The 26518-nt window shown below is 73.8% G+C and carries 27 protein-coding genes; 12 read left to right on the forward strand and 15 right to left on the reverse strand.

All coding sequences use genetic code 11. The annotated features are described in order from the left end of the window. The 4 genes from ACFPGP_RS07175 to ACFPGP_RS07190 form a co-directional block, all read right to left on the reverse strand. Positions 1–867, reverse strand: coding sequence for a fructosamine kinase family protein (locus ACFPGP_RS07175; RefSeq protein WP_378588784.1), 867 nt, complete (start codon positions 865–867; stop codon positions 1–3). Further along, entirely contained in the window at positions 864–1379 is a 516-nt protein-coding gene (locus tag ACFPGP_RS07180) for a low molecular weight protein-tyrosine-phosphatase (RefSeq protein WP_378588786.1), read from the reverse strand. The genes ACFPGP_RS07175 and ACFPGP_RS07180 overlap by 4 nt, the downstream gene beginning before the upstream one ends. A gap of 11 nt (positions 1380–1390) precedes the next feature. Further along, positions 1391–1780 carry a phage holin family protein gene (locus ACFPGP_RS07185; RefSeq protein WP_378588788.1) on the reverse strand — a complete coding sequence of 130 codons (390 nt, stop codon included), beginning with the start codon at positions 1778–1780 and terminating at the stop codon, positions 1391–1393. A gap of 64 nt (positions 1781–1844) precedes the next feature. Then, positions 1845–3314 carry a carotenoid oxygenase family protein gene (locus tag ACFPGP_RS07190; protein WP_378588789.1) on the reverse strand — a complete coding sequence of 490 codons (1470 nt, stop codon included), beginning with the start codon at positions 3312–3314 and terminating at the stop codon, positions 1845–1847. 62 nt (positions 3315–3376) lie between these two features. On the opposite strand from ACFPGP_RS07190, the gene ACFPGP_RS07195 reads away from it, so the two are divergent. The 3 genes from ACFPGP_RS07195 to hisC all read left to right on the forward strand — a co-directional run bounded on the left by ACFPGP_RS07195 (position 3377) and on the right by hisC (position 5765). Then, a complete protein-coding gene (locus tag ACFPGP_RS07195) occupies positions 3377–4009 on the forward strand; it encodes a TetR/AcrR family transcriptional regulator (protein ID WP_378588791.1) in 633 nt (210 codons plus the stop codon). A gap of 66 nt (positions 4010–4075) precedes the next feature. Continuing rightward, positions 4076–4642 (forward strand): VanZ family protein, encoded by a 567-nt coding sequence (locus ACFPGP_RS07200; protein WP_378588793.1) that lies wholly within the window; start codon positions 4076–4078, stop codon positions 4640–4642. A gap of 55 nt (positions 4643–4697) precedes the next feature. Continuing rightward, complete coding sequence (hisC, locus tag ACFPGP_RS07205; protein WP_378588795.1) at positions 4698–5765, forward strand: histidinol-phosphate transaminase; 1068 nt, start codon at positions 4698–4700, stop codon at positions 5763–5765. On the opposite strand, the gene ACFPGP_RS07210 is transcribed toward hisC, so the two are convergent. Further along, entirely contained in the window at positions 5737–7041 is a 1305-nt protein-coding gene (locus ACFPGP_RS07210; protein ID WP_378588796.1) for an MFS transporter, read from the reverse strand. The genes hisC and ACFPGP_RS07210 overlap by 29 nt on opposite strands. After that, positions 7038–7610 carry an ArsR/SmtB family transcription factor gene (locus ACFPGP_RS07215; protein ID WP_378588798.1) on the reverse strand — a complete coding sequence of 191 codons (573 nt, stop codon included), beginning with the start codon at positions 7608–7610 and terminating at the stop codon, positions 7038–7040. The genes ACFPGP_RS07210 and ACFPGP_RS07215 overlap by 4 nt, the downstream gene beginning before the upstream one ends. Here ACFPGP_RS07215 and ACFPGP_RS07220 point away from each other — a divergent pair. After that, a complete protein-coding gene (locus tag ACFPGP_RS07220; RefSeq protein ID WP_378588800.1) occupies positions 7609–7857 on the forward strand; it encodes a hypothetical protein in 249 nt (82 codons plus the stop codon). The two genes, ACFPGP_RS07215 and ACFPGP_RS07220, sit on opposite strands and share 2 nt — an antisense overlap. 7 nt (positions 7858–7864) lie before the next feature. On the opposite strand, the gene ACFPGP_RS07225 is transcribed toward ACFPGP_RS07220, so the two are convergent. Next, positions 7865–8320, reverse strand: a complete 456-nt coding sequence (locus tag ACFPGP_RS07225; protein ID WP_378588802.1) for a DUF4383 domain-containing protein — start codon at positions 8318–8320, stop codon at positions 7865–7867. A 102-nt stretch (positions 8321–8422) separates the two neighbouring features. Between ACFPGP_RS07225 and ACFPGP_RS07230 the strand changes: the two genes are divergently transcribed. Together ACFPGP_RS07230 and ACFPGP_RS07235 are read left to right on the forward strand one after the other, a co-directional pair. Then, on the forward strand, positions 8423–9349 hold the full coding sequence (locus tag ACFPGP_RS07230; protein WP_378588804.1) for a cation diffusion facilitator family transporter: 927 nt from the start codon (positions 8423–8425) through the stop codon (positions 9347–9349). 66 nt (positions 9350–9415) lie between these two features. Beyond that, entirely contained in the window at positions 9416–10039 is a 624-nt protein-coding gene (locus tag ACFPGP_RS07235) for a DUF6318 family protein (protein ID WP_378588806.1), read from the forward strand. Between the two features lie 61 nt (positions 10040–10100). On the opposite strand, the gene ACFPGP_RS07240 is transcribed toward ACFPGP_RS07235, so the two are convergent. Next, entirely contained in the window at positions 10101–10586 is a 486-nt protein-coding gene (locus ACFPGP_RS07240) for an SRPBCC family protein (protein ID WP_378588807.1), read from the reverse strand. A 237-nt stretch (positions 10587–10823) separates the two neighbouring features. Here ACFPGP_RS07240 and pdhA point away from each other — a divergent pair, with 237 nt between their 5' ends. Genes pdhA through ACFPGP_RS07260 form a run of 4 tightly spaced genes read left to right on the forward strand, consistent with a single transcriptional unit; the run spans position 10824 to position 15650 of the window. Then, positions 10824–11957, forward strand: a complete 1134-nt coding sequence (gene pdhA, locus ACFPGP_RS07245) for a pyruvate dehydrogenase (acetyl-transferring) E1 component subunit alpha (RefSeq protein WP_465263252.1) — start codon at positions 10824–10826, stop codon at positions 11955–11957. Continuing rightward, complete coding sequence (locus tag ACFPGP_RS07250; RefSeq protein ID WP_378588810.1) at positions 11957–12937, forward strand: alpha-ketoacid dehydrogenase subunit beta; 981 nt, start codon at positions 11957–11959, stop codon at positions 12935–12937. Before pdhA ends, ACFPGP_RS07250 begins: the two co-directional genes overlap by 1 nt. Before the next feature lie 11 nt (positions 12938–12948). After that, a complete protein-coding gene (locus ACFPGP_RS07255) occupies positions 12949–14391 on the forward strand; it encodes a dihydrolipoamide acetyltransferase family protein (RefSeq protein WP_378588812.1) in 1443 nt (480 codons plus the stop codon). A 44-nt stretch (positions 14392–14435) separates the two neighbouring features. Then, a complete protein-coding gene (locus ACFPGP_RS07260; protein ID WP_378588814.1) occupies positions 14436–15650 on the forward strand; it encodes a serine/threonine-protein kinase in 1215 nt (404 codons plus the stop codon). Here the strand turns inward: ACFPGP_RS07260 and ACFPGP_RS07265 are convergent. Both ACFPGP_RS07265 and ACFPGP_RS07270 read right to left on the reverse strand, forming a co-directional pair. Further along, positions 15616–16479 carry an SDR family oxidoreductase gene (locus tag ACFPGP_RS07265; protein WP_378588816.1) on the reverse strand — a complete coding sequence of 288 codons (864 nt, stop codon included), beginning with the start codon at positions 16477–16479 and terminating at the stop codon, positions 15616–15618. The two genes, ACFPGP_RS07260 and ACFPGP_RS07265, sit on opposite strands and share 35 nt — an antisense overlap. Before the next feature lie 150 nt (positions 16480–16629). Continuing rightward, positions 16630–18129, reverse strand: a complete 1500-nt coding sequence (locus ACFPGP_RS07270) for a carboxyl transferase domain-containing protein (RefSeq protein WP_378588817.1) — start codon at positions 18127–18129, stop codon at positions 16630–16632. 130 nt (positions 18130–18259) lie between these two features. Here ACFPGP_RS07270 and ACFPGP_RS07275 point away from each other — a divergent pair, with 130 nt between their 5' ends. Continuing rightward, positions 18260–19798 carry an OFA family MFS transporter gene (locus ACFPGP_RS07275; protein ID WP_378588819.1) on the forward strand — a complete coding sequence of 513 codons (1539 nt, stop codon included), beginning with the start codon at positions 18260–18262 and terminating at the stop codon, positions 19796–19798. A gap of 3 nt (positions 19799–19801) precedes the next feature. On the opposite strand, the gene ACFPGP_RS07280 is transcribed toward ACFPGP_RS07275, so the two are convergent. The 5 genes from ACFPGP_RS07280 to ACFPGP_RS07300 all read right to left on the reverse strand — a co-directional run bounded on the left by ACFPGP_RS07280 (position 19802) and on the right by ACFPGP_RS07300 (position 24894). Continuing rightward, on the reverse strand, positions 19802–20806 hold the full coding sequence (locus ACFPGP_RS07280; RefSeq protein WP_378588820.1) for an NAD-dependent epimerase/dehydratase family protein: 1005 nt from the start codon (positions 20804–20806) through the stop codon (positions 19802–19804). A 195-nt stretch (positions 20807–21001) separates the two neighbouring features. Further along, positions 21002–22516 (reverse strand): M1 family metallopeptidase, encoded by a 1515-nt coding sequence (locus ACFPGP_RS07285; protein WP_378588822.1) that lies wholly within the window; start codon positions 22514–22516, stop codon positions 21002–21004. 10 nt (positions 22517–22526) lie between these two features. Further along, a complete protein-coding gene (locus ACFPGP_RS07290; protein ID WP_378588824.1) occupies positions 22527–23096 on the reverse strand; it encodes an RNA polymerase sigma factor in 570 nt (189 codons plus the stop codon). 86 nt (positions 23097–23182) lie between these two features. Next, complete coding sequence (locus ACFPGP_RS07295) at positions 23183–23992, reverse strand: ABC transporter permease (RefSeq protein WP_378588826.1); 810 nt, start codon at positions 23990–23992, stop codon at positions 23183–23185. Further along, positions 23989–24894: an ABC transporter ATP-binding protein gene (locus ACFPGP_RS07300; RefSeq protein WP_378588827.1), complete on the reverse strand. Its 906-nt coding sequence runs from the start codon at positions 24892–24894 to the stop codon at positions 23989–23991. Before ACFPGP_RS07300 ends, ACFPGP_RS07295 begins: the two co-directional genes overlap by 4 nt. 126 nt (positions 24895–25020) lie before the next feature. Here ACFPGP_RS07300 and ACFPGP_RS07305 point away from each other — a divergent pair, with 126 nt between their 5' ends. Then, positions 25021–26511, forward strand: coding sequence for a serine/threonine-protein kinase (locus tag ACFPGP_RS07305; RefSeq protein ID WP_378588828.1), 1491 nt, complete (start codon positions 25021–25023; stop codon positions 26509–26511). Positions 26512–26518: the final 7 nt, after the last annotated feature.

Below are 26518 nucleotides of genomic sequence, written 5' to 3' on the forward strand. Positions count from 1 at the left end.
TCAGGCGAAGCGGGCGGCCGCGGCGGCGGCGCGGGCGGCGTACCCCCCACCGAACATCGCGGCGTGCACGAGCAACGGGAAGAGCTGGTGCAGGGGCACCCGCTCCTCCCAGTCGTCGGCCAGCGGCGCCACCTCGCGGTAGGCGTCGATGACGCGGGGCAGGTGGGGGAGGCCGAAGAGCGACAGCATCGCGAGGTCGGCCTCGCGGTGCCCGCCGTACGCCGCCGGGTCGATGACGCGGATCGTGCCGTCGAGGGCCCAGAGCACGTTGCCGTTCCAGAGGTCGCCGTGCAGCCGCGACGGCGGCTCGTCGGGCAGCAGGTCGGGCAGGCGCCCGATCACCGACTCCACGGTGTGGGCCTCCTGCTCGCTGGCGTGGCCGCGGTCGCGCGCGAGCTTGAGGTAGGGCAGCACGCGGCGGGTCGCCCAGAACTCCGCCCAGGTCGGGGCGGTGCGGTTGGGCAGCGGGAGGCGGCCGATGAAGCCGTCGTGCTCACCGCCGTACGACGGGGCGCCGGCGTCGTGGGTGACGGCGAGGGCCCGGCCGAAGGCGACGGCCGCGTCGACCGTGGTCTTGCCCGGCTCGATCCACCGGAGGATCAGGCACTCGCGGTCGTGCGCGAGCACGTCGGGCACCGCGACCCCGCCGGCCGCGGTGGCCTCAGCGAGCCAGCGCAGCCCGCGCACCTCGGCGTCGAAGAACCCGTCCGGCGCCTGGTGGTGCGACTTGAGCAGGGCGGTCGTGCCGTCGCTGAGACGGAGCCGCGTCGCGGTCGAGATGTCGCCGCCGGCGACGGGCGCCGTGGCGACCACCGAGGAGCCGAGGAGCTCCTCGGCGCGCCTGGCGACCAGCGGCAGGCGGGTCATGGGCGCGCGAGCTCCTGTCCGACCTGGGCCACGATCTCCGTGGCGGTGCGCTCGACCATGCGCAGGACCTCCTCGAACCCGGCAGGTCCACCGTAGTACGGGTCCGGGACCTCCGCCCCCGGCTGGACCGGGTCGAAGTCGCGGAAGAGCCGCACGCGGCCCTCGTCGACGTCGCCGTCGCGGCCCCCGACGTCGGCCAGGTTCTGCTCGTCCATGGCCAGCAGCAGGTCGTACGACGCGCGCCAGGTCGCGTCGTACTGCCGGGCCCGGTGGCGGCTCGGGTCGTAGCCGGCCGCGGCCAGGGTGGCCGCCGCCCGGTGGTCCATCGGGTCGCCCAGGTGCCAGCCGCCGGTGCCGCACGAGTCCACCTCGACCCGGTCGTCGAGCCCGGCGTCGGCGAGTCGCTCCTGCAGCACCACGTCGGCCATGGGCGAGCGGCAGATGTTGCCGAGGCAGACCACGCCGATGCGGTAGCGGCCGGGCTCGCGGGGCGGGGGCAGGGTCGGGGTCATGGGGGCGGCCGTCAGTCGTCGAGACCGAGGACGCCGTCGACCACCCAGTCGACGACCGTGATCACGATGGCGCCGCCGACGGCGGTCCAGAACCCGTCGACGTGGAAGCCGATGCCGACCAGGTCGGCGATCCAGGCCACGAACAGCAGCATCAGGGCGTTCACGACGAAGAGGAACAGGCCGAGCGTGAGGATGATGAACGGGATCGACAGGATCGTCATCACCGGCTTCACGAACGCGGTCACCACGCCCATGATCAGGGCCACGACGAGCAGCGGCAGGATCTTCTCGGTCAGCTCCGGCCGGCCCGACGTGGGGCCGGTGAAGTAGATGCCGTCGAAGAGCCAGGCCGCCACCGCGATCGCGATCGCGTTGCTGACCACCCAGGCGAGGACCCTCACCCGGTCAGCCTAGGGGGCAGGCATGTATGCCTTGGCGTGAGTTTCGCCGCCCAGGCGGTGAATCTCACGCGCCCGCCTCCGCCGGCGCCCAGTTCCCGTGGAAGCCCGCCGGCACGCGGGCGGGGAGGTGCACGGCCGCGACGTCCTCGAGGGTCTGGGCGTCGAGCACGCGCAGGTCGCTGGCGCCGCGGTCACGGTCGAAGACGTAGCCGAGCAGCAGGCCGTCGTCCTCGGCGCTGCCGTCCGGGTGCGGCACGAAGCAGAACTCGCTGGTCTCGCGGCCGGCGCCGAGACGGCGCTCGACGGTGGTGCCCGCGTCGAGGTCGTGCTTGAGCACGGAGTCGCCGAGCACGGCGTCGGCGAAACCGACGCCCCACCCGTAGCGGTAGGCGCGGCCGGTACGGCGCTCGTCGTGGCGCGGGAACTCCTGGGAGCGCTCGTCGAGCCCGCGCTCGGAGGCGCGGCCGGTGCGCAGGTCGAGGGTGAAGCGGGTCAGCACCGCCGGGCCCTCGTTGGGGCCGGTGTGGTCGGTGGCGAACATCCGCGGGTGCTTGACCACGTCGACGACCACCGCGTCGCCGTCCTCGAACGCGTTGAGGGTGTGGAAGACGTAGCAGGGGTCGATCTCGAACCACCGGACGTCGCTGCCGTCGCCGTCGCGGGGGAGCAGGCCGATCCGCGCGGGGTAGTCGGGGTCCCACGAGTAGGGCAGCACGGCCGGGCCCTTCGACGCGCCGCGGGCCATCCGGGCCACGATCGGCTCGGGCAGCGGGTTGCGGCCGATCACGCGGTTGATCGCCGCGCCGACGAACGGCCGGGCCAGCCGCGGCGCGCCCTCGGTCACCATGCCGGTGTCGAAGGTGACGGGAAGGTCGAGGACGACGACGTACCGCTCGGTGAGCGCGCAGTCGTGGATCATCGGGCTGCCGTGCACCTGCACCGCGACGCTGCGGCGAACGCGGCCCTCGGTGTCGAGCACCGTGTAGTCGACGCGGTTGCCGCGGGTCCAGGAGTAGGAGACGGCGTGCAGCTCGCCGGTCGCGGGGTCCTCGTGGGGGTGGGCGGTGTAGCCGCCGGGCAGCGTGCCGCCGAAGTCGCAGGCCCCGACGGTGTCGAGCTCGTCGGTCAGCTCGTACGGCGGGCTGCCGGCCTCGACCAGGGCGAAGGTCCGGCCCGCGTGCCCGAGCACGTTGGTGTTGGCCGCGAAGTCGCGGGCAGGCGGGGTGCCGCGCACCGGCTCGCCGAGCTCGTCGGCGACAGCGGCGGAGCGGACCCAGCGGTTGCGGTACCACTGCGCCCGACCGTCACGCAGGCGGACGCCGTGCACCATCCCCTCGCCGAGGAACCAGTGGTAGCGCTCGCCCGGATCGTGCAGCGGGTTGGGCCCGATCCGCAGGTAGCGGCCGTCGAGGTGCGCCGGCAGGGTGCCCGTGACCTCGAGGTCGGTGGCGGTCAGCTCCTCGGAGACCGGCGCGAAGTTGCCGGTGAGGTAGCGGTTGGCAGTGGTGGTCGGGCGCTGCTCGGCGATGGTCATGGTGCGGCCTCCATAACGGCGTTATCGGTCGACCATAACGTCGTTATGGCACGATGGCAACCATGACCTCCCCGACCGGTGCCCCGGCCGACACCCCGACCGGCATCCCGGCCGACGCCGCCACCGGGGTGCGCCGACGCCTGGTCGAGGAGGCCGCCCGCCTGCTCGGCGAGGAGGGGCCCTCGGCCCTGACGACCCGCCGGCTCGCGGCCGGTGCGGAGACCTCGACGATGGCGGTCTACACCCACTTCGGCGGGATGCCGGCGCTCGTGCGCGAGGTCGCGGCGGAGGGCTTCCGCCGGCTGATCGCGCACGTCGACGAGGTCGAGCCGACCGACGACCCGGTGGACGACCTGCGGCGGATGGCCGCGGCGTACCGGGCGAACGCGCTGGAGAACCCGCACCTGTACGCCGTGATGTTCGGCTCGGCCTCGCTCGGCGGCTTCCGGCCCCACGAGGGCGACCTCGACGAGGGGGCGGCGGCGTTCGAGCAGCTCGTGGCCGGCGTGCGGCGGGCGGTCGAGGCCGGGGTGCTCCGGGCGCAGGACCCGGCCGACGTGGCCGGCCAGTTCTGGGCCGCACTGCACGGCTACACGATGCTCGAGCTCGCGCACATGCAGCACGTCGTCCCCGACCCGGAGCACCATCTGCTGTGGCCGATGCTCGGCCACCTGCTCGAGGCGCACCGGGCCTGACCCGGTCCGTCCCGGGTGCGGTCGGCGGTTCCCGTCGCGGGGGCGGGCGTCGGTAGCGTCGTCGTCGTGTTCCCGGTCGGTGGCGTGGGCGTCATGCTGCTGGGCGCCCTGGTCAGCGGTCTGGTGGCGTTCGGCGTCGCCGCGCTGCTCGCGCGCCGGGTCGGGTGGGTGGCGGCCGGTGCCCCGGTGGCGCTGGCCTGGTCGCTGGTCGTGATCGCGCTGGTGACGCTGATCCCGGCGAACGGCGCGCCCGGCGTGGTGCCGGCCGAGGGGCGGCTCGCCAGCTGCTCGTGGGACATCGGCGGTCCGGCGCCCGAGGGCTTCTGGATCTTCGCCGGCGGCCAGCGGACGCTCAACGTGCTGCTCTTCGTGCCGTCCGGGATCCTGCTCGTGGTCGCCGCCGCCCGCTGGGGGTGGCGGGCGCTGGTGCTGGTGCCGCTCGGGGTCGCCGTGCTCGCACTCTTGTCGGTCGGCCTCGAGCTCGTGCAGCTCGAGCTCGCCCGCCTCGACCGCGCCTGTGACGTCACCGACGTGGTCGACAACGTCACCGGGGCGGTGATCGGCGTGGTGATCGGCGTCGGGATCGCCATGCTGGTGCGGCCGTGGCGCGCCGACCGTCGGCGCCGGCGCTAGCAAGGGCCGACCGGGCCCGAGACGGTCTGCGGCGGAGTCGGGCTAGGGTCCGGCCATGACCGCGCCGCAGCCTCGTCCGAACGTCGCCGAGATCCCGCCGTACGTCGCCGGCAAGCCGCCGGTGCCGCGGCCCGGGCTGACGTCGTACAAGCTGTCGTCGAACGAGAACCCCTACCCGCCGCTGCCCGGCGTGGTGGAGGCGGCGATGACGGCGGTGGAGCGGGTGAACCGCTACCCCGACATGGGCAACACCGAGCTGTACGACGCGCTCGCCGCGCGGCTCCGGGTGCCGACCGACCACCTCGCGCTGGCGACCGGGTCGGTGGCGCTGATCTACCAGCTCGTGCAGGCGTTCTGCGACCCGGGTGACGAGGTGGTCTTCGCGTGGCGGTCGTTCGAGGCCTACCCGATCGCGGTCGCCGCAGCTGCCGCGACGGCGGTCAAGGTGCCGGTGCTCGCCGACGGGCGGCACGACCTCGACGCGATGGCCGACGCGGTCACCGAGCGCACCCGCGTGGTCCTGGTCTGCACACCCAACAACCCGACGGGGCCGGCCGTGACCCAGGCCGAGCTCGACGCCTTCCTGGCGAGGATCCCGCCGCAGGTGCTGGTCGTCGTCGACGAGGCGTACGTCGAGTTCGTGCGGATGGACGACCCCGTCGACGGCCTCGTGACCCACGCGCGGCACGAGAACGCCGTGCTGACCCGCACCTTCTCCAAGGCCTACGGGCTCGCCGGCCTGCGGGTCGGGTACGCCGTGGCGCCGCCGTCCGTCGCGGGCGCGCTGCGCGCGGTCTCGCTGCCGTTCGGCGTCTCCTCGGTGGCGCAGGCCGCGGCCGTGGCCTCCCTGGAGCGCGAGCCCGCGCTGCTCGAGCGGGTCGCGGCCCTGGTGGCCGAGCGCGACCGCGTCGTCGCCGGGCTGGCCGACGCCGGCTGCCCGGTGCCCGAGCCGCAGGGGAACTTCGTGTGGTTCGAGCTCGGCGAGCGGACCCTGGAGTTCGCCGCGGCCGCCGACGAGGTCGGCATCGTGGTACGCCCGTTCGCCGGCGAGGGCGCGCGGGTCTCGATCGGGGAGACCGAGGCGAACGACCGGCTCATCGAGCTGGCTCGCCGCTGGCGCTGACGGACGGGTCCACCGCCTCTTCGCCGGGCTCGACTTCGGGCGCCGGACGGTCGTCCATCTCCCGCCAGCGCGGGTCGATCGCGGGCAGCATGGTCGCGGCGAAGTAGGCGATGCCGAGGGCGAGCATCGCAGTGGTCAGCCCGGTGTGCCCGATCAGGACACCGCCCAGCACGCCGCCGAGGGGCATCAGCGCGAAGCACATCGCCGTCGTCAGCGAGGTCACCCGTCCGACGAGCGGGGGCGGGATGCGCTCGAAGATGACCGCCCCGAGGATGGGGTTCAGGAAGCCGGACGCGAAGCCGCCCGCCAGGGCGACGGCGATCACGATCCAGATCGGGATGTCCCAGGCCATCACCACGAAGCGGGGAAGGCCGACGACGAGGAAGGCCACGAGATAGGTGCGGTAGCGGGGCATCCGGTCGCCCCACGCCGCAGCGCAGATCGCGCCGAGGGCCGCCGAGCCCCCGAAGACCGCGAACAGCAGGCCGATCACGGCCGCGCCGCCGCCGTACTCCAGGGCCCACACGGGGACCAGCACCGTCCCCCACGCGATGTCGAGCAGGTTGGTGATCGCGACCATGACCGCGATGCCGAGCAGCACCCGGTCTCCGCGCAGGAAGCGCCAGCCCTCGTGGAGCTGCTCGCGGTACGGCGCGGTGTCCTCCTCGCCGGTGCGGACCACGGCGTCACCGACGCGCCGGCACGACCAGAGCAGGACCAGCGCCGAGAGGCCGAAGCTCACGGCGTCGACGACGATCGCGTTCGCCGCGCCGATGGTCGAGACCAGCCCGCCCGCGAACGCGGCGCCGAGCATGGTCGACGTGCGCTCGACCGTGGTGTGCAGGCCGGTCGCGCGCTCCATCGGGACGCCGGTGTGGTCGACGATGGCCGGCACCAGCGCGCCCTTGGCGCTGTCACCGGGCCCGCGCAGCGCGCCCGCCACCGCGACCAGCGCCAGGAACCCGCCGAAGGACAGGTGGCCCGCCGCGTGGAGCAGGGGGATCGCGCCGACGACCGGCATGCTGAGGACGTCGCACGCGACTGCGACCCGGCGCGGACCGAGGCGGTCGATCACCGGCCCGCCCAGCACCTTGAGCACCACCATCGGGAGCAGCTCGGCGAGGGCGACCAGACCGGTCTTCGTCGCGCTGCCGGTCGTGGTCAGCACGAACCACGGCAGCGCGATCATCGACACCCGCGTGCCGGTCAGCGAGATCGCCTCGGCGGTCAGCCAGCCGTAGAGCGGGCGCCGGCGGTGGGTGGTGGGGGCGCTCACGACAGCCGCCCCGGCAGGGGGAAGGCCTGGACCTGGAGGCAGTACGCCGCGCCCTCCGGGTCGTCGTCCGTCGTCTCCGGGAAGTCCTGGATCTCCTCGACCAGCCGCTCGAGGAGCGCCCGGGCCTGCTCGGGCCGCACCTGCAGCACCCAGTCGCTGATCATCGAGACGTCCTGCCACGCCTGCGGCAGCGACGACTGCTCGTCGAGTGCCCGGCGCACCTTGCCGTCGTAGACGTCCGCGACGGCGTGCAGGTACGAGCCGTACAGGTCGTGCACCGGGTCGTCGGGCGCGAGGCCCTCCGCGGACGTGCGGGTGGCGCGGTGCGAGGCGCGCCACCAGCGCTCGCGGCCGTTGCCGCGCTCGGTGTCCTCCTCGATGAAGCCGTGCTGCGCGAGCTGGCGCAGGTGGTAGGACGTCGCCCCGCTGTTGAGGCCGAGCCGCTGCGCCAGCATGGTCGCGGTGGCCGGGCCCTCGACACGGAGCATCCCGAGCGCCTCGAGCCGCACCGGGTGGGCGAGCACCTTCAGCCCGGCGGCGTCCGGCGTGATCGACGGTGTGATCTCCATGGCAGCACCGTACAACTGCAAAGAGATGTTTGCAAATGTTTCTTTGCAGTTCTTCCGGGTATCGCTCCGCAGGGCTACCCCCGCGACCTCGACGCGATCCCGGGCCTTCGGCGGCAGCACGGACGTCGAGCAGATCGAGCAGCACTACTTCCGCCTGCAGACCGACGTGAACCCCACGGGCATCGTCCTGCAGGGGCCGGACCCGGCCGTGTGGCAGGAGCCGCACGACCGGGCCCGACGGGGCTGAGCGTCAGTCAGCGACGCCGGCGGGCCTCGTCGCGACCCAGCACGACGCCGAGAGCGACCATGCCGAGGCCGAGCACCAGGTGCAGCCAGTTGTCCGCGGAGTTCACCGGGACGAAGTTGGCCGCGCTGTCGTGGCCGACGACCAGGCCGTAGACCCACAGGACGAGGTAGACCACCCCGCCGCCGATCAGGTAGCTGCGGGCGCTGTCTCGCCGCCGGGCGAGCGCCAGGCCGGCCACGCCGAACAGCAGGTGCACGAGGTTGTGCAGCACCGAGACGTCGAAGATCCCGAGCAGCTGGGCCCCGGACCGGTGGCCCAGGAGCTCCAGCTGGCCGAAGTGGGTGGTGATGCCGGGGATGAAGCCGGCGATCCCGACGACCAGGAACACCGCGCCGACGACGGCGGCGGCGGTCTGGGCGTGGGTGCGACCCGTGGTGGTCGCGTGAGCGAAGCGCGTGGTCATGGTGTGTCTCCTCCGAGCAGGGGTCAGGAGGCACCCGGTACCCCCGTCCCGGGGTCCGATTCCGGCGATCACCTGTCGCCAAGGACACCTAGGCTGAGAGGCATGGGCCACGACCACGGGCGCGCCGGCGGCCACGCGGCCGGGCGCGCCGAGGACCGCGGCCGCCTGCGGATCGTGCTCGCGGTCACCGCCACCGTCATGGTCGTCGAGCTGGTCGGTGCGTGGGTCGCCGGCTCGCTCGCGCTGCTCGCCGACGCGGGGCACATGGCCACCGACGCCGCGGCCGTGGTGCTCGCGCTGGGCGCGTCGTACGTCGCGACGCGGCCGGCGGGGAAGCGCTCGACGTTCGGCTGGCACCGGGTCGAGATCCTCGCGGCGCTGGTGAACGCGCTGGTGCTGCTGGCGGTGTGCGTCTACCTGGCCTGGGCGGGCGTGCAGCGGCTCCTGGACCCGCCGACGGTCGAGGCCGGCCCGATGGTGGCCTTCGCGGCCGTCGGCCTGCTGGCCAACGCCGTGTCGATGCTGGTGCTGAACCGGTCGGACACCGGGTCGCTCAACCTCCGTGCGGCCAGCCTCGAGGTCGCCGCCGACCTGCTGGGATCGGTGCTCACCGTGCTGGCCGGCCTCCTGATCGCGGTGGCGGGGTGGCAGCGGGCCGACCCGCTCGCCTCACTGGTGATCGCGGCGCTGATCCTGCCGCGCGCGATCTCGCTGCTGCACGACGCGGCGGCGGTGCTGCTCGAGATCGCCCCACGCGGGCTCGACCTCGACCAGGTGGCCACGCGCCTCGGCGAGCTGCCGGGGGTCCTCGAGGTGCACGACCTGCACGCCTGGACCATCACCAGCGGCCTGTCGTCGCTGTCGGCCCACGTCACGGTCGACGACGAGACGCTCGCCCGTGACGGCGTCGGAGCCGTGCTCGACCGGCTCTGCGCGGTCACCACCGACGACTTCGGCATCGCGCACGCGACGTTCCAGGTCGAGCCGCCCGCCCACCGCGAGCACGAGGACCTCGGCGAGGCGCACTGAAGGCTCGCCGTGCCGGCGTCGTCGATCCGGGACACCGGACGCGGCGCGGTTGCTAGGTTGCCCGCCATGGCGAGCACCGGGGTCCGTCATGCCCGCACCGTCCTCGCGACCGGGGTCGCGCTCCTGGTCGTGCTCACCGGGTGCAGGCGGGGCTCGGAAGAGCCGGAGGTCGAGCCGTCCGGCGCCGCACCCTCCTTCGACCCGCTCGCCTTCGACGAGCCCGAGATGCCGGTGGTCGACGGACACGGCGAGCGACGGGCCGACGTCGAGAAGGCGGTGCAGTACTTCGCCGACGCCTGGACCTACGGGCTGCGCACCGGGTACTCCCAGCCCTTCAACAAGGTCTGCTCGAGCACCTCGAAGGGCTGCGACGAGGTGCGCGACGAGCTCGTCGCGCTCTCGGAGTCGGGCCACCACGTCGAGATGGACCCCGTCGAGGCGGAGGTCGTGCGGATCTCCCCGCTGCGGCAGCACCACTTCCCGGGCACCCGGCTGGTCGCGACGATCGCCCCGGTGGTCGTGGAGGTCTCGCTCCCCGAGCGCGTCGAGCGCGACGCCGACAACCAGGAGGTGGGCCGGGACGCGGCGGAGGAGCGACGGATCGGGCTGGTCTTCGTCTCCGAGCCGGCGTACCACGGCTGGGTCGTCTACCGGTGGTACGACCCCGAGCTCGCCGCCGAGGCGGCCTGAGCCGGACGAGGCCCGCTCGACCTCGCTGCGCAGCTCGAGCACCCGCGCGCCGTCCTCCTGCTCACGCGTCGGCTCCCTCGCCGGACGCGGCGCGGGCGTCGGCCTCGGCGGCCTCCTTGAGCCGCACCAGCGTCGCCTCGATGCCCTTGCGGTTGCGCTCGGGGAAGCCGGCCGCCTTCATCGCCGCGGCCCACACGGCGTTGTAGCGCGAGGCGTCCCAGGTCTCCGTGACCCGGGTGCCGCCGCCCTCGGCCGCGGGCAGCTCCTCGAGCTCGTAGCGCCACCGGTGCGCCCCGAGGTGCTTCCAGGCGATCCGGCGGCCCTCCTCGAACTCCACGACCAAGTTGTGGATCTTGTACGGCGCGCCGAGCCGCATGTCCATGGAGAAGTGCGAGCCGAGCTCGAGGCGCTCGGGGCCGGAGACCGAGCCGCGCACCGTTCCGGAGCCGTCGATCCGCGGGTGCTGGCGCGGGTCGGCGACGATGTCGAAGACGACCGACGCGGGGGCGTCGACGACGGTGCTGGCGGAGACGACGAGGGAGCCCATGCGTCCGAGGCTAGGCCCGTCGACCAACCACCCGGGGCGATTGGCGAGGGGTGGGACGGCCCCGGTAACCTCGCAGGGGCCACCGCGTGTGGTGCCGGTCACAGGGTGCACCACCCCCGCGCCGTGCATCGGCTCGCCTCCGGCGCCGGCGGTCACCCCGTCCGGGCCGGCGACCAGAAGGAGTGCAGGTTGACCAGTACAGGCTCCGGTCCGGGCTTCGGCCCCGATCTCGTGGAGGTGTTCGGGCCGTCCCAGCAGGACGGCGGCCCCGAGCTCGTCCAGCTGCTCACCCCCGAGGGCGAGCGCGTCGAGCACCCCGAGTTCAGCTTCGGTGACGGCATGTCCGCCGACGAGGAGGCCGAGACCATCCGCGGCTTCTACCGCGACATGGTGCTCACCCGCCGCATCGACACCGAGGCCACGGCGCTCCAGCGCCACGGCGAGCTCGGCATCTGGGCGCAGCTGCTCGGCCAGGAGGCCGCGCAGATCGGCGCCGGTCGTGCGCTGCGGCCGCAGGACTACGTCTTCCCGACCTACCGCGAGCACGGCGTCGCCTACTGCAGGGGCGTCGACCCGCTCAGCCTGCTCGGGCTCTTCCGCGGCGTGGACCAGGGCTCCTGGGACCCCGCGGACAACAACTTCGGCCTCTACACGATCGTGATCGGCGCGCAGACGCTCCACGCCACCGGCTACGCGATGGGCATGCAGCGCGACGGCGTCGTCGGCACCGGCGACCCCGACCGCGACGCCGCGGTGATCGCGCACTTCGGTGACGGCGCCTCGAGCCAGGGCGACGTCAACGAGGCGTTCATCTTCGCCGCGTCCTACAACGCCCCGGTCGTCTTCTTCTGCCAGAACAACCAGTGGGCGATCTCCGAGCCGATCGAGCGCCAGACTCGGATCCCGCTCTACCAGCGGGCCCTCGGCTTCGGCTTCCCCGGCGTCCGCGTCGACGGCAACGACGTCCTCGCGACGTACGCCGTGACCCAGGCGGCGCTGCAGCGCGCCCGCGAGGGCCAGGGCCCGACGCTCGTGGAGGCCTACACCTACCGGATGGGCGCGCACACCACGACCGACGACCCGACCCGCTACCGCCTCTCCGACGACGTCGAGCACTGGAAGCTCAAGGACCCGATCGCGCGCGTGCAGGTCTACCTCAAGCGCAACGGTCTCGCCGACGAGGCGTTCTTCGAGGCCGTCCAGGATGAGGCCAACGACCTCGGCCACCACCTGCGCGAGGGCTGCAAGGCGCTGCCCGACCCCGCCCCGCTGAGCATGTTCGACCACGTCTACGCCGAGGAGACCGAGGAGCTGCGCGCCCAGCGCGAGGGCTTCGCGGCGTACCTCGACACCTTCGAGGGGGCGCGCTGATGACCACCAGGATCACGTTGGCCAAGGGCCTCAACATGGGGCTGCGCAAGGCCATGGAGAACGACCCCCGGGTCCTGATCATGGGTGAGGACGTCGGCAAGCTCGGCGGCGTCTTCCGGATCACCGACGGCCTGCAGAAGGACTTCGGCGAGGACCGCGTCATCGACTCGCCCCTCGCGGAGTCCGGCATCGTCGGCACCGCGGTCGGCATGGCGCTGCGAGGCTACCGCCCGGTCGTGGAGATCCAGTTCGACGGCTTCGTCTACCCGGCGTACGACCAGATCGTCTGCCAGGTCGCGAAGATGCACTACCGCAGCCGCGGCCGCTCGAAGATGCCGATCGTCATCCGGATCCCGTTCGGCGGCGGCATCGGCGCGGTCGAGCACCACAGCGAGTCCCCGGAGGCGCAGTTCGCGCACACCCCGGGCCTCAAGGTCGTCGCCTGCTCCAACCCGGTCGACGGCTACTGGATGATCCAGCAGGCCATCGCCAGCGACGACCCGGTGATCTTCCTCGAGCCCAAGCGGCAGTACCACGCCGACAAGGCCGACCTCGACGAGACGGCGACGCCCGACCCGCTGTTCGCCTCGCGGGTCGTGCGCGCCGGCAGCGACTGCACCGTCCTCGCCTACGGTCCGATGGTGAAGACCGCGATGGCCGCGGCCGAGGCCGCCTCGACCGACGGCACGTCGCTCGAGGTCATCGACCTGCGCACGCTGTCGCCGCTCGACATGGCGCCGGTCCACGAGTCGGTGCGTCGCACCGGGCGCGCCGTCGTCACCCACGAGGCGCACGTCAACCTCGGCATGGGTGCCGAGGTCGCGAGCCGGATCACCGAGGAGTGCTTCTACTCGCTCGAGGCCCCGGTGCTGCGCGTCGGTGGCTTCGACACGCCGTACCCGCCGTCGCGGATCGAGGAGGACTTCCTCCCCGACCTCGACCGGCTGCTCGACGCCGTCGACCGTTCGCTCGCGTTCTGAGAGGCCTGCACATGGCTGAGTACCTGCTGCCCGACGTCGGCGAGGGCCTGACCGAGGCGGAGATCGTCTCGTGGAAGGTCAAGGTCGGCGACGTCGTCGACATCAACGACATCGTCGTCGAGATCGAGACCGCGAAGTCCCTGGTGGAGCTGCCGTCGCCGTACGCCGGCACCGTCACCGCGCTGCTCGTGCCCGAGGGCGAGACCGTCCCGGTCGGCACGCCGATCATCGCGATCGGCGACCCGAGCCAGACGCCGGACGAGCCCGCGACCGCGGCGCCCGCCGGCGAGATGGAGATCGACCTCTCCAACCCCGCGGCCAGCGGTGGTGGCGAGGGCGAGAGCCTGGTGGGCCGCAACAAGGCCGACCGGGGCCCGGTGCGCCGCGCCCGTCGCGGTGCCGCGTCGCCGAGCTCCGACGCCGGCGCCAACACGCTGCTGCAGGTCCAGGGCGCCTTCGCGCCCGGTGGCGCGCAGAGCGGCGAGGTGCTCGCGGCCGACGAGCCCGCGGTGCCGGCGACGTCCGCCCGTCCGGCCGAGGCTCCCGGCGACGTGCGCGTGCTGGCCAAGCCGCCGGTGCGCAAGCTGGCCAAGGACCTCGGCGTCGACCTGACCACGCTCACCCCGTCGGGCCCGAACGGGTCCGTCACGCGGGAGGACGTGCAGGCGGCCGCGGGCGGTGGTGTCGGGGTCTCGACTGGCTCGACCGCCGTGGTTGCGGCGCCTGCCTTCTTCGGCGGTGGCGAGCGCGAGCGGCGCGAGCCGATCAAGGGCGTGCGCAAGATGATGGCCCAGGCCATGGTCGACAGCGCGTTCACGGCGCCGCACGTCACCGAGTGGGTGACCATCGACGTCACCGCGACGATGGAGTTCGTCGAGCGGCTCAAGGGTCGTCGCGAGTTCCGTGACGTCAGGGTGTCGCCGTTGCTGGTGCTCGCGCGTGCGGTGATGCTCGCGATGCGGCGCACGCCCGAGATCAACTCGACGTGGGACGAGGCGGCCCAGGAGGTCGTCTACAAGGGCTACGTCAACCTCGGCATCGCCGCGGCCACGCCGCGCGGGCTGGTCGTCCCCAACGTCAAGGACGCCCACGACCTCTCGCTGGTCGAGCTCGCGGAGGCGCTGGGCCAGCTCACCGCAACGGCTCGCGAGGGCCGCACGCAGCCGGCCGAGATGAGCGGCGGCACGTTCACGATCACCAACGTGGGCGTGTTCGGCGTCGACTCCGGGACGCCGATCATCAACCCCGGTGAGTCGGCGATCCTGTGCTTCGGCGCCGTGAAGAAGCAGCCGTGGGTGGTCACCCGCGACGGTGTCGACGAGATCGTGCCGCGCCAGGTGACCACGCTCGCGCTGTCGTTCGACCACCGGCACATCGACGGCGAGAAGGGCTCGCAGTTCCTGGCCGACGTGGCCGGGATCCTGGAGGACCCGGCCTCGGCCCTGCTGTTCTGAGCAACGCTGGTTGACCGCTCCGTGCCCGGGGTAGACCCCCGGGCGTGGATCGGATCGGGCCGTACCGCGTCGTCCGCCGTCTCGGGGGCGGGGCGATGGGTGAGGTGCTGGAGGCCGTGGACGACCGCCTCCAGCGCCCGGTCGCGCTCAAGGTGATCGCCGCGCACCTCGCGGCCGACCCGGCCTTCCGGTCGCGGTTCGAGCGCGAGGCGCGGGCGCTGGCGGCGCTGGACTCGCCGTACGTCGTGCGGGTGCACGCCACCGGCGAGGACGACGGTCGCCTGTGGACCGCCACGGCGCTGGTGCCCGACGGCGACCTCGGCTCGTGGCTCGCGCGGCACGGACCCCTCGGCGTCGACGCGGCGCTGGAGGTGGTCGAGCAGGTCGCCGCCGGCCTCGCCGACGTGCACGCCGCCGGACTGGTGCACCGCGACGTCAAGCCCGGCAACGTGCTGCTCGACCGCACGGGCGGCGAGCCCCGGGCGCTGCTCGGCGACTTCGGGGTGGCGGGGTGGCTCGCGCCCCACCAGACCCGCACCCGCGCGGGCTCGCTCGGCACCCCGGCGTACATGGCACCCGAGCTGCACACCGGCGGGGTCGCGGGCGTCGCCTCCGACGTCTACGCGCTCGGGTGCGTGCTGGTGGCGGCGCTCACCGGGCGGCCGCCGTACTCCGGCGCGACCGACTACGCCGTCGCCCGCGCCCACGTCGAACGACCAGTGCCGCAGCTGCGCCTGCCCGGGCCGCGCGGCGTCGCCGTCGACCGGGTGCTGCGGCGGTCGCTGGCCAAGCGGCCCGGGGCGCGCCACGCCTCGGCGGCCGAGCTGCGGGCCGACCTGCTGCGCGCACGGGCGCTCCCGGACAGCGCGGTGGGCGGTCGGGGCTGGGTCGCCGCGGCGGTGCTCGCGGCGCTGCTCGTCGGAGGTGCCGGCACGGCGTACGCGCTCACCCGGCCCGCAGACCCGGGGTCGCCCACCGTCGCCGGCGAGCCGTCGCCGACCCCGACCCCCGTGGCCCGCGACGTCGCGGTCACCACGCTGACCCGCGCCCTCGCCGCCCGGATGGAGCCGCCGCAGGCGGCGTGCGTCGCCGAGGCGTGGGTGGGCCGGGCCGGGCTGCAGGAGATGGCGGCAGCGGGGTTCTTCGACGGGCAGTGGCGCTACGTCGACCGGCCACGCAGCGCGATGACGCCGGCGATCCGGGCGGCGGCGACGCTGGCGGCGCTCACCTGCGCCGACGCATCGCCCTCACCTTCGTGACCACCCCGGCCAGCCTGTCCATGATCCCCAGCACGATCGGCGGCACGTCCATCCCGGCGGGCGCGAGCGGGTGGAGCAGCGCGTCGGTGCCGCCGTCGACGAACACCACGCTGCCCACCACCAGGCTCGCCGCGTCGGAGAGCAGGAAGGCGATCGTCGCCGCGACCTCCTCCGGCCGGCCCGCACGCCCCAGCGCGCTCGGGTAGGCGTCGGCGAAGACCCCGAGCCGAGGGTCCTCGCGCAGCCGGTCGGTCATGGGGGTGGCGATCAGGCCGGGCGCCACGGCGTTGAGCCGGATGCCGGCCCCGGCCCACTCCGCCTTCACGCCCTCGCGCCGTGCCCAGTAGGCCAGCGCCGCCTTGGTCGCCGGGTAGACCATCACCGCGTCGACCTCGGCGGCGGCCGCGCGCGCGGCGTCCTCGTCGTCCTTCAGGCAGGCGCCCGCGACCTCGCTCGTCCAGCCGGGCTGGCAGGTGATCGAGTTGGACGCCAGCAGCACCACCGCTCCGCCCCCGGACGCCGTCATCGCCTCGCGCAGGCCCCGGGCCAGCGCAACCGCGCCGAAGAAGTTCACCGACGCCACCAGCGCCGGGTCGACGCCCGTGAGCCCGGCGATGCCCGCGCACGGCACCACGCCGTGCACCACCCCGCCGGTCGCGGCCAGCGCCCCGGCCACGGCGTCCGCGCGGCCGCGGGCCGTCGACAGGTCGGCGACCACGTCGGCGTCGCGCAGGTCGACGGTCACCACCCGGTGCCCCTGCTCGCGCAGCAGTGCGGTCGTCGCCGCCCCGATCCCGGAGGCCGCGCCACTCACGACGTACGTCGACATGGCCGCAACCTAGTGGCCAGCCGGGAGGGCGAGGGGGCGTCTCACGTGCGCTGGAGCGATAGGTGCACATGCACCTATCGCTCCAGCGCAGCAGCAGGCACCCAGCCGCTGGGCCGGCAGACGGCCTGACCCGCGGCGCGGCCGGCGCCCTCAGGCGTAGCGACGGGCGCGCTCGCCCGGGGTGCCCGGCCCGCGGGCCAGCAGTGACGACAGCTCGTGCTCGAGCACCAGCCCGACCCGCTGGCAGAAGGCCTCGGCCTCGTCCGCGGCGTCGGGCCGCTCGGTGACGATCCGGTCGACGATGCCGCGGCGGTAGAGGTCGAGGGCGCGCACGTGCTGGGCGCGGGCCATCTGCGGCGCGTGGTCGGTGTCGCGGTGCACGATCGCACTCGCCCCCTCCGGGGGCAGCGGCGACAGCCAGGCGTGCTGCGCGGCGATCACGCGGTCGGCCGGCAGGAGGGCGAGCGCCCCGCCGCCGTTGCCCTCGCCGAGCATCAGGCACAGCGTGGGCGCGTCCAGCGTGACCAGGTCGGAGAGGCAGCGGGCGATCTCACCGGCCAGCCCGCCGTTCTCGGCGTCCGGGGAGAGGGCGGCGCCGGGCGTGTCGATCACCGTGACCAGCGGCAGGCCGAGCTCGGAGGCGAGCCGCATCCCGCGGCGGGCCTCGCGCAGCGCCTCGGGACCCATCGGGTGGTCGACGGTCTGGCCGCGGCGGTCCTGGCCCAGGAAGACGCACGGCGCCCGCCCGAAGCGCGCCAGCCCGATCAGCAGGCCGGGGTCGGCCTCGCCCTGGCCGGTGCCGTTGAGGGGTACGACGTCGGCCGCGGCGTACTTGAGCAGCCGGCGCACCCCGGGCCGGTCGGGCCGGCGCGAGGAGGTCACGCAGTCCCAGGCGTCGACGTCCGCGAGCGACGCCGGGTCGGGCTCGGGCGGCTCGGGCGTCACCGGGATGCCGTGCCGCGGCGCGAGCAGGATCGTGAGCGCCCGGTCGAGGATGTCGGCGATCTGCTCCGGTGCCACGACGGCGTCGATGATGCCGTGGGCGTAGAGGTTCTCGGCCGTCTGCACCCCGGGCGGGAACGGCCGGCCGTAGAGGGCCTCGTAGACCCGCGGCCCCAGGAAGCCCACCAGCGCGCCCGGCTCGGCGACCGTGACCTGGCCGAGCGAGCCCCACGACGCCATCACGCCGCCGGTGGTGGGGTGGCGCAGGTAGACGAGGTAGGGCAGCCCGGCGTGCTTGTGCGCGGCGACGGCCTCGCTGATCCGCACCATCTGCACGAAGGCGGGGGTGCCCTCCTGCATCCGGGTCCCGCCCGAGACCGGCGCCGCGAGCAGGGGCAGACCCTCGGCGGTGGAGCGCTCGACGGCGGCGACGATGCGGTCCGCCGACGCCCGGCCGATCGAGCCGGCGAGGAACCGGAACTCGCCGAGCACCACGGCCACCCGGCGCCCGCGCATCAGGCCCTCGCCGGTGATCACCGACTCGTCGACCCCGCTGCGCTCGGCGGCGGCGACCAGCTCCGCGGCGTACTCCTCGGAGACCTCGCCGCCCTCGAGGTCGCGCTCGGGCGGGACGTCCCACGACGACCACGACCCCGCGTCGAGCACGAGGTCGACGAGGTCGCGCGCACCGAGGCGATCCGAAGCCATGTCGGTCCACCCTACGGCGGCCCGGACCGCCCCTCCGGGCTCCGTCGGGTGGTTGAAACCGGTCGCTCCGGGGTACGACGTGACCCGGGTCACCTCAGGACCCGGCCGCCGCTCGGGAGGACACCACCGCATGGCCACGACCGCGTCACTGACCTCCGTCCTCGATCGCGAACGCACGATCGCGGGCCCGGGCTACAACCGGTGGCTGGTGCCGCCGGCAGCGCTGGCGGTCCACCTGTGCATCGGCCAGGTCTACGCGACCAGCGTCTACAAGGCCTCGCTCGTCGACCACTTCGACACCTCGCTGACCGCGGTCGGCGTGATCTTCTCGATCGCGATCGTGATGCTCGGCCTGTCCGCGGCGGTCTTCGGCACCTGGGTCGACACCGGCGGCCCGCGCCGCGCGATGGCGACGGCTGCAGTCTTCTGGTCGGCCGGCTTCGTGGTCGGTGCGATCGGCATCGTCACCAGCCAGCTGTGGCTGGTCTACCTCGGGTACGGCGTGATCGGCGGCATCGGGCTCGGCATCGGCTACATCTCGCCGGTCTCGACGCTCATCAAGTGGTTTCCCGACCGGCCGGGGCTCGCGACCGGCATGGCGATCATGGGCTTCGGCGGCGGGGCGATGCTGGCCAGCCCGCTCTCCTCCAAGCTGCTCGGCGTCTACGACAGCGACTACGACCCGATCACCGCGATCGCGAGCGGCACCGCCGTGGCGCAGATGTTCCTCACCCTCGCGGTCGTCTACCTCGTGGTGATGCTGTTCGGGGCCTGGCTGATCCGGGTGCCCCCGGAGGGGTGGGCGCCCGAGGGCTTCGACCCGGCCCAGGTCGAGCAGAAGGCGATGGTCAGCACCCGCAACGTCTCGGCGAAAAACGCGATCCGGACGCCGCAGTTCTGGCTGCTGTGGACCGTGCTCTTCTGCAACGTGACCGCCGGCATCGGGATCCTCGAGCAGGCCGCCTACATGATCCAGGACTTCTTCCGCGAGGGCGGCGAGACCGCCGTCGCCGCGGCGGCCGCTGCCGGCTTCGTCAGCGTGCTGTCGCTGTTCAACATGGCGGGGCGGTTCGGGTGGTCGTCGCTGTCGGACGTGATCGGGCGCAAGAACATCTACGTGCTCTACCTCGGCGCCGGCATCGGGCTCTACCTCCTGCTGGCGTTCGTCGGCCCGACCAGCACGGCGCTCTTCGTGCTCTTCGCCGGCCTGATCATCAGCTTCTACGGCGGCGGCTTCGCCACCGTGCCGGCGTACCTGCGCGACCTCTTCGGCACCTACCAGGTCGGCGCGATCCACGGGCGGTTGCTGACGGCGTGGTCAGCCGCGGGAGTGGCCGGACCGCTGATCGTCAACGGCATCCTCGACACGCAGGGCGAGCCGGGATCACTGACCGCCGGCGACTACCGGCCGGCGCTGATCACCATGGTCTGCGTGCTCGCCGTCGGCTTCGTCGCCAACCTGATGGTGCGTCCGGTCGCCGAGCGCTACCTCGAGCCGGAGGACGGCGGCCACGCGTCGGCCGTGCCGCACGGGACGGAGACGTCGACCGCGCCCGAGGGCGCCAGCGCACCGCCGTCGTGGCTGCTGCCCGTGGCCTGGATCGTGGTCGGCGTGCCGCTGGCCTACGGCGTCTACGAGACGGTCGTGAAGGTCAAGGAGCTCTTCTGAGAGCTACCTCGGTCTGGCTTGTCGAGACCACGCGCCCAGCACCTCCGCCTCCTCGTCCCGGGTCAGCCCGGTGACGGTGGCGTCGGGGTGCTCGCGCAACCAGGCGAGCGTGTCGCGGGCGGTCTCTGCGAGGGGCCGGGTGACCAGCCCGGCGTCGTACGACGCGGTGACGTCGTGCGCCAACATCCCGGCGTACTCCGGGAGCGGCAGCCACACCGGCACGGACCGTGGGCCCGCCCACGGCTCGACCCGGTGCTCGGCCAGCGCGTCCTGGGGGACCCAGACCCACGCGGGCTCGACGCCGACGCCCCGCGCGACCTCGGCGAGGAAGTCGCCGCGGGTGGTGGGCGCGCTGGTGCCGTCGTAGGTGCCGGTGGTGCGGCGCTCGGCGGCGTCGACGATCCAGGCGGCGAGGTCGCGCACGTCGATCACCTGGACGACGTCGTCGGGGTCGCCGGGGGCGAGCACCTCGGCCCCGTCGGCTCCGTCGAGGCGCGCGGGCCAGTAGCTGAAGCGTCCGGTGGGGTCGCCCGGGCCGACGATCAGTCCGGGGCGTACGACGAACGCGGCCGCGGCGCCGTCGCGCACGGCGTCCTCGCAGGCGACCTTCATCGCGCCGTACAGCTCCGGGGAGGTGGCGGGGTCCTCGTCGGTGTGCACGGGGTCGTGCAGCGGCAGGCTGTCCGGCGTGCCGCCCGGCGTCGCCTCGTCGGTGTAGACGTTGATGGTCGAGACGAAGCTCCAGTGGGCCTCGGGGAACGCCGCCACGGCCGCCCGCACCCAGGAGGGGTGACGGGCGACGTCGACGACCGCGTCGGGGCGCGCGCCGGCCAGCGCCCGGGGCGGGTCCGGCTCGGCCGCCCGGTCCCACGCGACGTGCCGCGCACCGGCCGGGACGCCGCCCGACTCCCCGCGACAGGCACAGGTGACGTCGTGCCCGCGTCGCAGGCCCTCCTCGGCGACCGCTCGACTCAGGAAGACCGTCCCGCCCAGCACCAGCAGCTCCATGCCCCCGAGCCTCGCCGGGCCGGCGTGCCGGGACAAGGGGGCGCGGCCGGCTTCCGCTCAGGGCAGACGGGGTCCGACAGGCGAGTCACACCCGTCACTCTGGTTCGACTCCCGGACCGAAATGTCCGCTGTCGGATGGTTGTTTCCGTCCGGGAGTGCACAAATCGCTGGTTAACGTGCGTGTTGCCCTACCCCCTAGGGGTACGGCGGCGTCGTCGCGCCGAGCAGCCAGGCGTCGAAGGTGGGCGCGAGGTTGCGGCCCGACTCCTGCGACCACCAGCGCACGGCCTCGTCGTAGTCGGCGTTGCCGTTGTCGTGGGCGGCGGGCCACTCGCGGGCGAGGCGCCAGAAGAGCCGGTCGCCGAGGTCGCGGCGGATCACGTCCCACATCAGGGCCGGCGAGTAGTAGACGTTGCCCTCGGCGAAGGTGCTCGGGTCGTAGTCGGCCGGCGGGCCGGACTCGTTGCGCTGGCGCTGGTCGGCGCCGCTGGCGAGGTCGCGGAGCTGGGCGTCCGCGGAGTAGCCGTAGTGCTGCGCCTGCCAGAGGATCTGCAGGTACTGCGCCATGCCCTCGCTCAGCCACAGGTCCTTCCAGTCCGCCGGCGTGACCTGGTCGCCGTACCACTGGTGCACCATCTCGTGCAGCAGCACCTCCGGCGAGAGGTCGTAGTCCTCCTTGCCGACCGTGATCATCGTCTGGGTCTCCATGGCGCTGCGCGAGTCGACGACCACGAAGCCCAGCGACGAGAAGGGGTAGGGCCCGAGCCTGTCCTCGATCCAGGCGACCTCGTCGGCGGCGAGCCGCAACCGGCGCAGGATCGAGCGGTCGTCGCTCGGCCACCAGTAGGTCATCGGCACCCCCGAGGCGGAGCGGTCCTTCGTCATCGCGAAGTCGCCGATCGCCACCGTGACGAGGTACGACGACGCCGGCTCGTCGAGGTGCCAGCTCGAGGTGGTGGTGCCGCCGGACTCCTCCTGGGAGACCAGCTCGCCGTTGGCCACACCGACCCAGGGCGCGGGCGCGCGCACCGTGATGTCGTAGAGCGCCTTGTCCGACGGCTGGTCGTTCACGGCGTACCAGGAGTAGGCGCCGAACGGCTCCTGCATCGTCCAGACCCGGCCGTCGTCGGTGATCGTCCAGCCGAGCGTGCTGAAGTCGGCGCGCGTCGTCGGCGCCGCGACCGGGCGCGGGGTGCCGCCGTAGCGCAGCTCGAGCACGTAGCGCTGGTCGGCCTGCACCGGCGCCCGGACCACGAGGTCCTTGCCGCGCTCGTCGACCGCGACCCTGGCCCCGTCGAGGCGCGCCGACCGCACCGCGAGGGCGGCGCCGAAGTCGAGCTGGAAGTGCGGCGCGTCGTCGGTCGCGCGGAAGGTCAGCACCTCGGCGGCGTCGAGGGTGCGGGTCTGCGGGTTCCAGCCGAGGTCGAGCCCGTAGTGCAGCGCGTCGACCAGCGGGTCACCGACCTCGGGGTAGACCGAGTCCTCCACCGGCTGGCTCGTCCCCGCGTCGTACGACGGGTCCTCGGCCTGCGCGTCCTCCGACGGGTCGGGGACCGCGATCGAGGCGGTGCTGCCCGTGCGGCCGACCCCGCCGTCGGTGGGGCTGCCCGGCTGCGCCGCGACCGGGGTGTCCTCGGCGTCGGTGCAGCCGGCGAGCAGGACGGGCACGAGCGCGACGGCGGCGAGCCCCCGCGCCACCCGAAGAGTCATGGACCGGAACCTAGCCGTCGCCGCGCAGCAGCGGACGCACCAGACGACGACCGTGATGGATCTGTGCCTTGACCGTGCCCAGGGGGACGCCGACCTGCGCGGCGATCTCCTCGTAGGGCAGGCCGTAGACGTCGCGCAGCAGCAGCGGCTCGACGTACTGCGGGTGGTCGTGCTCGAGGGTCTCCATCGCCTCGAGCAGGTCGAGCCGCGTGCCGGCGATGACGCTGGTGGTGCGCGGGTCGGGCCGCTCCATCGGGAGCACGTCGCTCGGGGTCGCCTGGTTCTTCATCCGGCGGTAGGTGGTGCGGGCGGAATTCACCGCGACCACGTGCAGCCAGGTGGTGAAGCGGCCCCGGCCGCCCCACGAGCCGATCTTGGCGGCGACGTTCATCAACGCCTCCTGGCAGGCGTCCTCGGCGTCGCCCGAGTAGGGCAGGACGCCGCGGCAGACGTTGAGGGTCCGCGGGCGGACCTCCGTGAGCAGCAGCTCCAGCGCGTCGCGGTCGCCGTCGCGGGCGCGCCGCGCCAGCTCGTCCACCTCGTCCGGCGTGCGCTGCTCGGCGTACCTGTCCCCCGACATGCCTCGACCCTTCCCCGTACCGGCGGCCCGGCTGGCTGCCGGGATGCACGGTACGGGGAAGGGTGGGGCGGTCCGCAAGGGACTTGTCACTTCACCTCGGACCGCATCAGCATCGCGAGGCCGACGCTGAGCGGGACCACCAGCCACAGCAGGCTGGTCACCCCGAGCTGCGCCCACTCCTCGCCGGTCAGCGAGCCGTTGTAGAGCGCCCCCTGCGCCCAGTTGAAGTCGACCCACGGCTGCAGGTCCTTGAACCACTGCTGGCTCGCCGCGAGCAGCATGGCCAGCGGCGGGAGGACGAAGCCGTAGACGAAGTAGCCCACGATGGCGCCGGCGGAGTTGCGGATCAGCACGCCGAGCATGAAGCCGATCATCAGGCCGAGCACGTTGGCCAGGATGATCTGCGCCAGGTCGAGGACGGTGACGTCCCAGACCCGGTCGACGCCGGTGATCGCCGGGCCCACCAGGTTGCCGACGGCGCCGACCGCCATGGCCACGAGCATCGAGGCCACGCCGACGCCGACGGCGACGTACGCCTTGGCGCGGATCACGCGGCCGCGGTGCGGCACCAGGGTGAACGTCGTGAGCCCGCTGCGCTGGCTCCACTCCGAGGTGACCGAGAGGATCGCGATCACCGGCAGGATCACTGCCATCGGGAAGCCGATCGCGGTGGCGAAGGTGCTGTAGGTGAGCTCGGAGTCCGGCGCCCAGAGCAGCACGGCGCCGGTGGCGAGCACCGAGGCGATCCCGATGCTGGCCAGCAGCCAGAAGCCCGAGCGGGTGTCGAACGACTTGCGGAGCTCGACGGCCACGACCCGGGTCATGGGGATGGGCGCGGGCTCGCGTCGTACGGCGCCGCGGGTCTCGGTCTCGGCCGTCACGGCGAGGGTGGTCATGCTGCTGCTCCTTCTCGTTGGGTCTCGGCGGTGAGCTCGAGGAACATCTCCTCGAGCCCGGCGCCGTCGGCGGCGCGGAGCTCGACGAGGGGGACGCCGACCTCGTGGGCGACAGAGCCGACGAGCGCGGGGTCGGCCTCGACGCGCAGGGCGTCGGGGCCGTGGCTGGCGGTGGCGTGGGCGAGCCCGCGCCGCGCGAGGGCGGTGGCGAGCTCGCGGTGGTGGGGCGTGCGGACCAGCGTGCCGGCGGTGGCCAGCAGCTCGGCCTTGGTGCCCTGGGCGACGATCCGGCCCTGCCCGATCACGACGAGGTCGTCAGCGATGACCTCGATCTCGTGCAGCAGGTGGCTGGAGAGCAGCACCGTGGCGCCGCCGTCGGCGTAGTCGCGCAGCAGGTCGCGCATCCAGCGGATGCCGGCCGGGTCGAGGCCGTTGGCGGGCTCGTCGAGCACGAGCACCTCCGGCTCGCCCAGCAGGGCGGTGGCGATGCCGAGCCGCTGCCGCATGCCCAGGGAGTAGTGCCGCACCCGACGGGTGGCCTCGTCGGGCGTCAGGCTCACCAGGTCGAGCATCTCGTCGACCCGGCGGGCCGGCAGGCCCATGGTGCGCGCGGCGACGGTGAGGATCTCGCGCCCGGTGCGGCCGGCGTGCTGGGCCGAGGCGTCGAGCAGGACGCCGACCTCGAGGCCGGGGTTGGGCAGGTCGGAGAAGCGGCGACCGTTGACGGTCGCGCTGCCGGAGGTGGCCGGGGTGAGCCCGGTCAGGATCCGCAGCGTGGTGGACTTGCCGGCCCCGTTCGGGCCCAGGAAGCCGGTCACGCGACCGGGCTGCGCGGTGAAGGTGACGTCGTCGACGGCGAGGAAGCCGCCGAACGTCTTGGTCAGGGAGTCGATCTGGATCATGCCGCCCAGACTCGCGCCGGGGCGGGGTCGGGCACATCGGGGAAGGCGCTGATCCCGACACCGAGACCGACCCCTGCCCGCCTCGGGGTCGTCTCGGGGTCGACCCCGAGGTGCCATGATGCAGGCGTGCCGCACCCCTCTCGTCTCGGTCGCTACGCCGTGCGCCGACGCCTCGGCGCGGGCGGCTTCGCGACGGTGTGGCTGGCCTACGACGAGCACCTCGACTCCCCGGTGGCGATCAAGGTGCTCGCCGACAACTGGACCGAGGACCACCACGTGCGCCGCCGCTTCGTGGAGGAGGGGCGCTTCCTGCGCAAGGTCGAGTCCCCGCACGTCGTGCCGGTGTACGACGCCGGCGAGCTCGAGGACGGCCGCCCCTACCTGGTCATGGGGTACGCCGACCAGGGCACGCTCGCCGACCGGCTCGAGGTGGGCGGGCTGACCGTCGCCCAGGCGCTCGAGGTCGTCCGCGAGGTCGGCGACGGCCTGACCGCCCTGCACGAGCGCGGGCTGCTGCACCGCGACGTGAAGCCCGCCAACGTGCTCTTCCGCACCGTCGACCCGCGCGCCGGCTCCGACGAGAGCGAGCCGCGGGTGCGGGCGATGCTGGCCGACCTCGGCCTCGGCAAGGAGCTCGACGTGAGCTCGCGCCTGACCATGATCGCGGGCACGCCGTCGTACGTCGCTCCGGAGCAGGCGCGCGGCGAGCACCTCGACCCGCGGGCCGACCAGTACTCGCTCGCCGCGCTCACCCACCTGCTGCTGGCCGGGGTCCCGCCGTACCGCCACGCCTCGCTGGCCGCGGCCGCCGAACCGGGGCCGCCGCCCACGCTGTCGACCCCCGACCGGCGCTTCCCCCCGGCCGTCGAGGACGTCGTACGGCGGGGGCTCGCGGCCGACCGCGACGACCGCTGGCCCGACGTCGCGTCCTACGTCTCCGCCCTCGAGCGCGCCCTCGGCGACGAGGCCGCGCCGCCACCGCCGGGGGAGTGGCTGGCCCCCGACCCGCTCCTCACCCAGCCGGGCGCGCGGCCGACGCCGGAACCGCAGCTCGGCCCGCTGCCGGAGCCGGTGCCGCCCGCCCGACGCCGGCGCGGCCCGGTGCTGGCGACGGCCGCGGCGGTGCTCGCGCTGGCGGCGGGCGTGGTGGCGGGCTACCTCGTGGAGTCCGGGGAGGACCCCGACGTGACCGTCACCGACGAGCGGGGCTCGCTCGAGGTGACCGTGCCGCACGACTGGGCCGGCGTGGTGAGCCGCTCGGGGTGGCAGCCGCCGAACGGCGAGGGCGCGGACTTCCCGGCCGTGTCGGTGGGCAGCGCCGGCGACTGGCGCGACCCGGACGTCGACGGCCAGGGCGTCTTCGTCGGGGTGCTGCCCGGCTTCGAGGTGCCCGAGGACCTCCCGCAGCACCCCGAGTGTGCGAGCGCCGACAGCCCGGTCACCGAGGGCGGCGACCAGCCGTCGACGACGATCGTGCACGCCGACTGCCCGTCCGGCGTCACCGTGGAGCGCGTCGTCCAGGTGGCCGCGAACCGGCTGCTCTGGGTGCAGGTGCGCTCCGCCGACCGCGCGGCCGCGAACCAGGTGCTCGACTCGGTCACCACCCACGGCTTCTGAGCCGCGC

This window comes from Nocardioides taihuensis (assembly GCF_042657275.1).
In the GTDB taxonomy this organism is placed as follows: Bacteria; Actinomycetota; Actinomycetes; order Propionibacteriales; family Nocardioidaceae; genus Nocardioides; species Nocardioides taihuensis.

Coding starts and splice junctions, on each gene's coding strand:
- ACFPGP_RS07195 (WP_378588791.1), top strand. CDS start 3,377: ATGACCTCCCCGACCGGTGCCCCGGCCGACACCCCGACCGGCATCCCG.
- ACFPGP_RS07180 (WP_378588786.1), bottom strand. CDS start 1,379: ATGACCCCGACCCTGCCCCCGCCCCGCGAGCCCGGCCGCTACCGCATC.
- ACFPGP_RS07275 (WP_378588819.1), top strand. CDS start 18,260: ATGGCCACGACCGCGTCACTGACCTCCGTCCTCGATCGCGAACGCACG.
- ACFPGP_RS07300 (WP_378588827.1), bottom strand. CDS start 24,894: ATGATCCAGATCGACTCCCTGACCAAGACGTTCGGCGGCTTCCTCGCC.
- hisC (WP_378588795.1), top strand. CDS start 4,698: ATGACCGCGCCGCAGCCTCGTCCGAACGTCGCCGAGATCCCGCCGTAC.
- ACFPGP_RS07250 (WP_378588810.1), top strand. CDS start 11,957: ATGACCACCAGGATCACGTTGGCCAAGGGCCTCAACATGGGGCTGCGC.
- ACFPGP_RS07235 (WP_378588806.1), top strand. CDS start 9,416: ATGGCGAGCACCGGGGTCCGTCATGCCCGCACCGTCCTCGCGACCGGG.
- ACFPGP_RS07225 (WP_378588802.1), bottom strand. CDS start 8,320: ATGACCACGCGCTTCGCTCACGCGACCACCACGGGTCGCACCCACGCC.
- ACFPGP_RS07240 (WP_378588807.1), bottom strand. CDS start 10,586: ATGGGCTCCCTCGTCGTCTCCGCCAGCACCGTCGTCGACGCCCCCGCG.
- ACFPGP_RS07215 (WP_378588798.1), bottom strand. CDS start 7,610: ATGGAGATCACACCGTCGATCACGCCGGACGCCGCCGGGCTGAAGGTG.
- ACFPGP_RS07270 (WP_378588817.1), bottom strand. CDS start 18,129: ATGGCTTCGGATCGCCTCGGTGCGCGCGACCTCGTCGACCTCGTGCTC.
- ACFPGP_RS07265 (WP_378588816.1), bottom strand. CDS start 16,479: ATGTCGACGTACGTCGTGAGTGGCGCGGCCTCCGGGATCGGGGCGGCG.
- ACFPGP_RS07175 (WP_378588784.1), bottom strand. CDS start 867: ATGACCCGCCTGCCGCTGGTCGCCAGGCGCGCCGAGGAGCTCCTCGGC.
- ACFPGP_RS07295 (WP_378588826.1), bottom strand. CDS start 23,992: ATGACCACCCTCGCCGTGACGGCCGAGACCGAGACCCGCGGCGCCGTA.
- ACFPGP_RS07285 (WP_378588822.1), bottom strand. CDS start 22,516: ATGACTCTTCGGGTGGCGCGGGGGCTCGCCGCCGTCGCGCTCGTGCCC.
- ACFPGP_RS07255 (WP_378588812.1), top strand. CDS start 12,949: ATGGCTGAGTACCTGCTGCCCGACGTCGGCGAGGGCCTGACCGAGGCG.
- ACFPGP_RS07290 (WP_378588824.1), bottom strand. CDS start 23,096: ATGTCGGGGGACAGGTACGCCGAGCAGCGCACGCCGGACGAGGTGGAC.
- ACFPGP_RS07190 (WP_378588789.1), bottom strand. CDS start 3,314: ATGACCATCGCCGAGCAGCGCCCGACCACCACTGCCAACCGCTACCTC.
- ACFPGP_RS07230 (WP_378588804.1), top strand. CDS start 8,423: ATGGGCCACGACCACGGGCGCGCCGGCGGCCACGCGGCCGGGCGCGCC.
- ACFPGP_RS07280 (WP_378588820.1), bottom strand. CDS start 20,806: ATGGAGCTGCTGGTGCTGGGCGGGACGGTCTTCCTGAGTCGAGCGGTC.
- ACFPGP_RS07220 (WP_378588800.1), top strand. CDS start 7,609: ATGGCAGCACCGTACAACTGCAAAGAGATGTTTGCAAATGTTTCTTTG.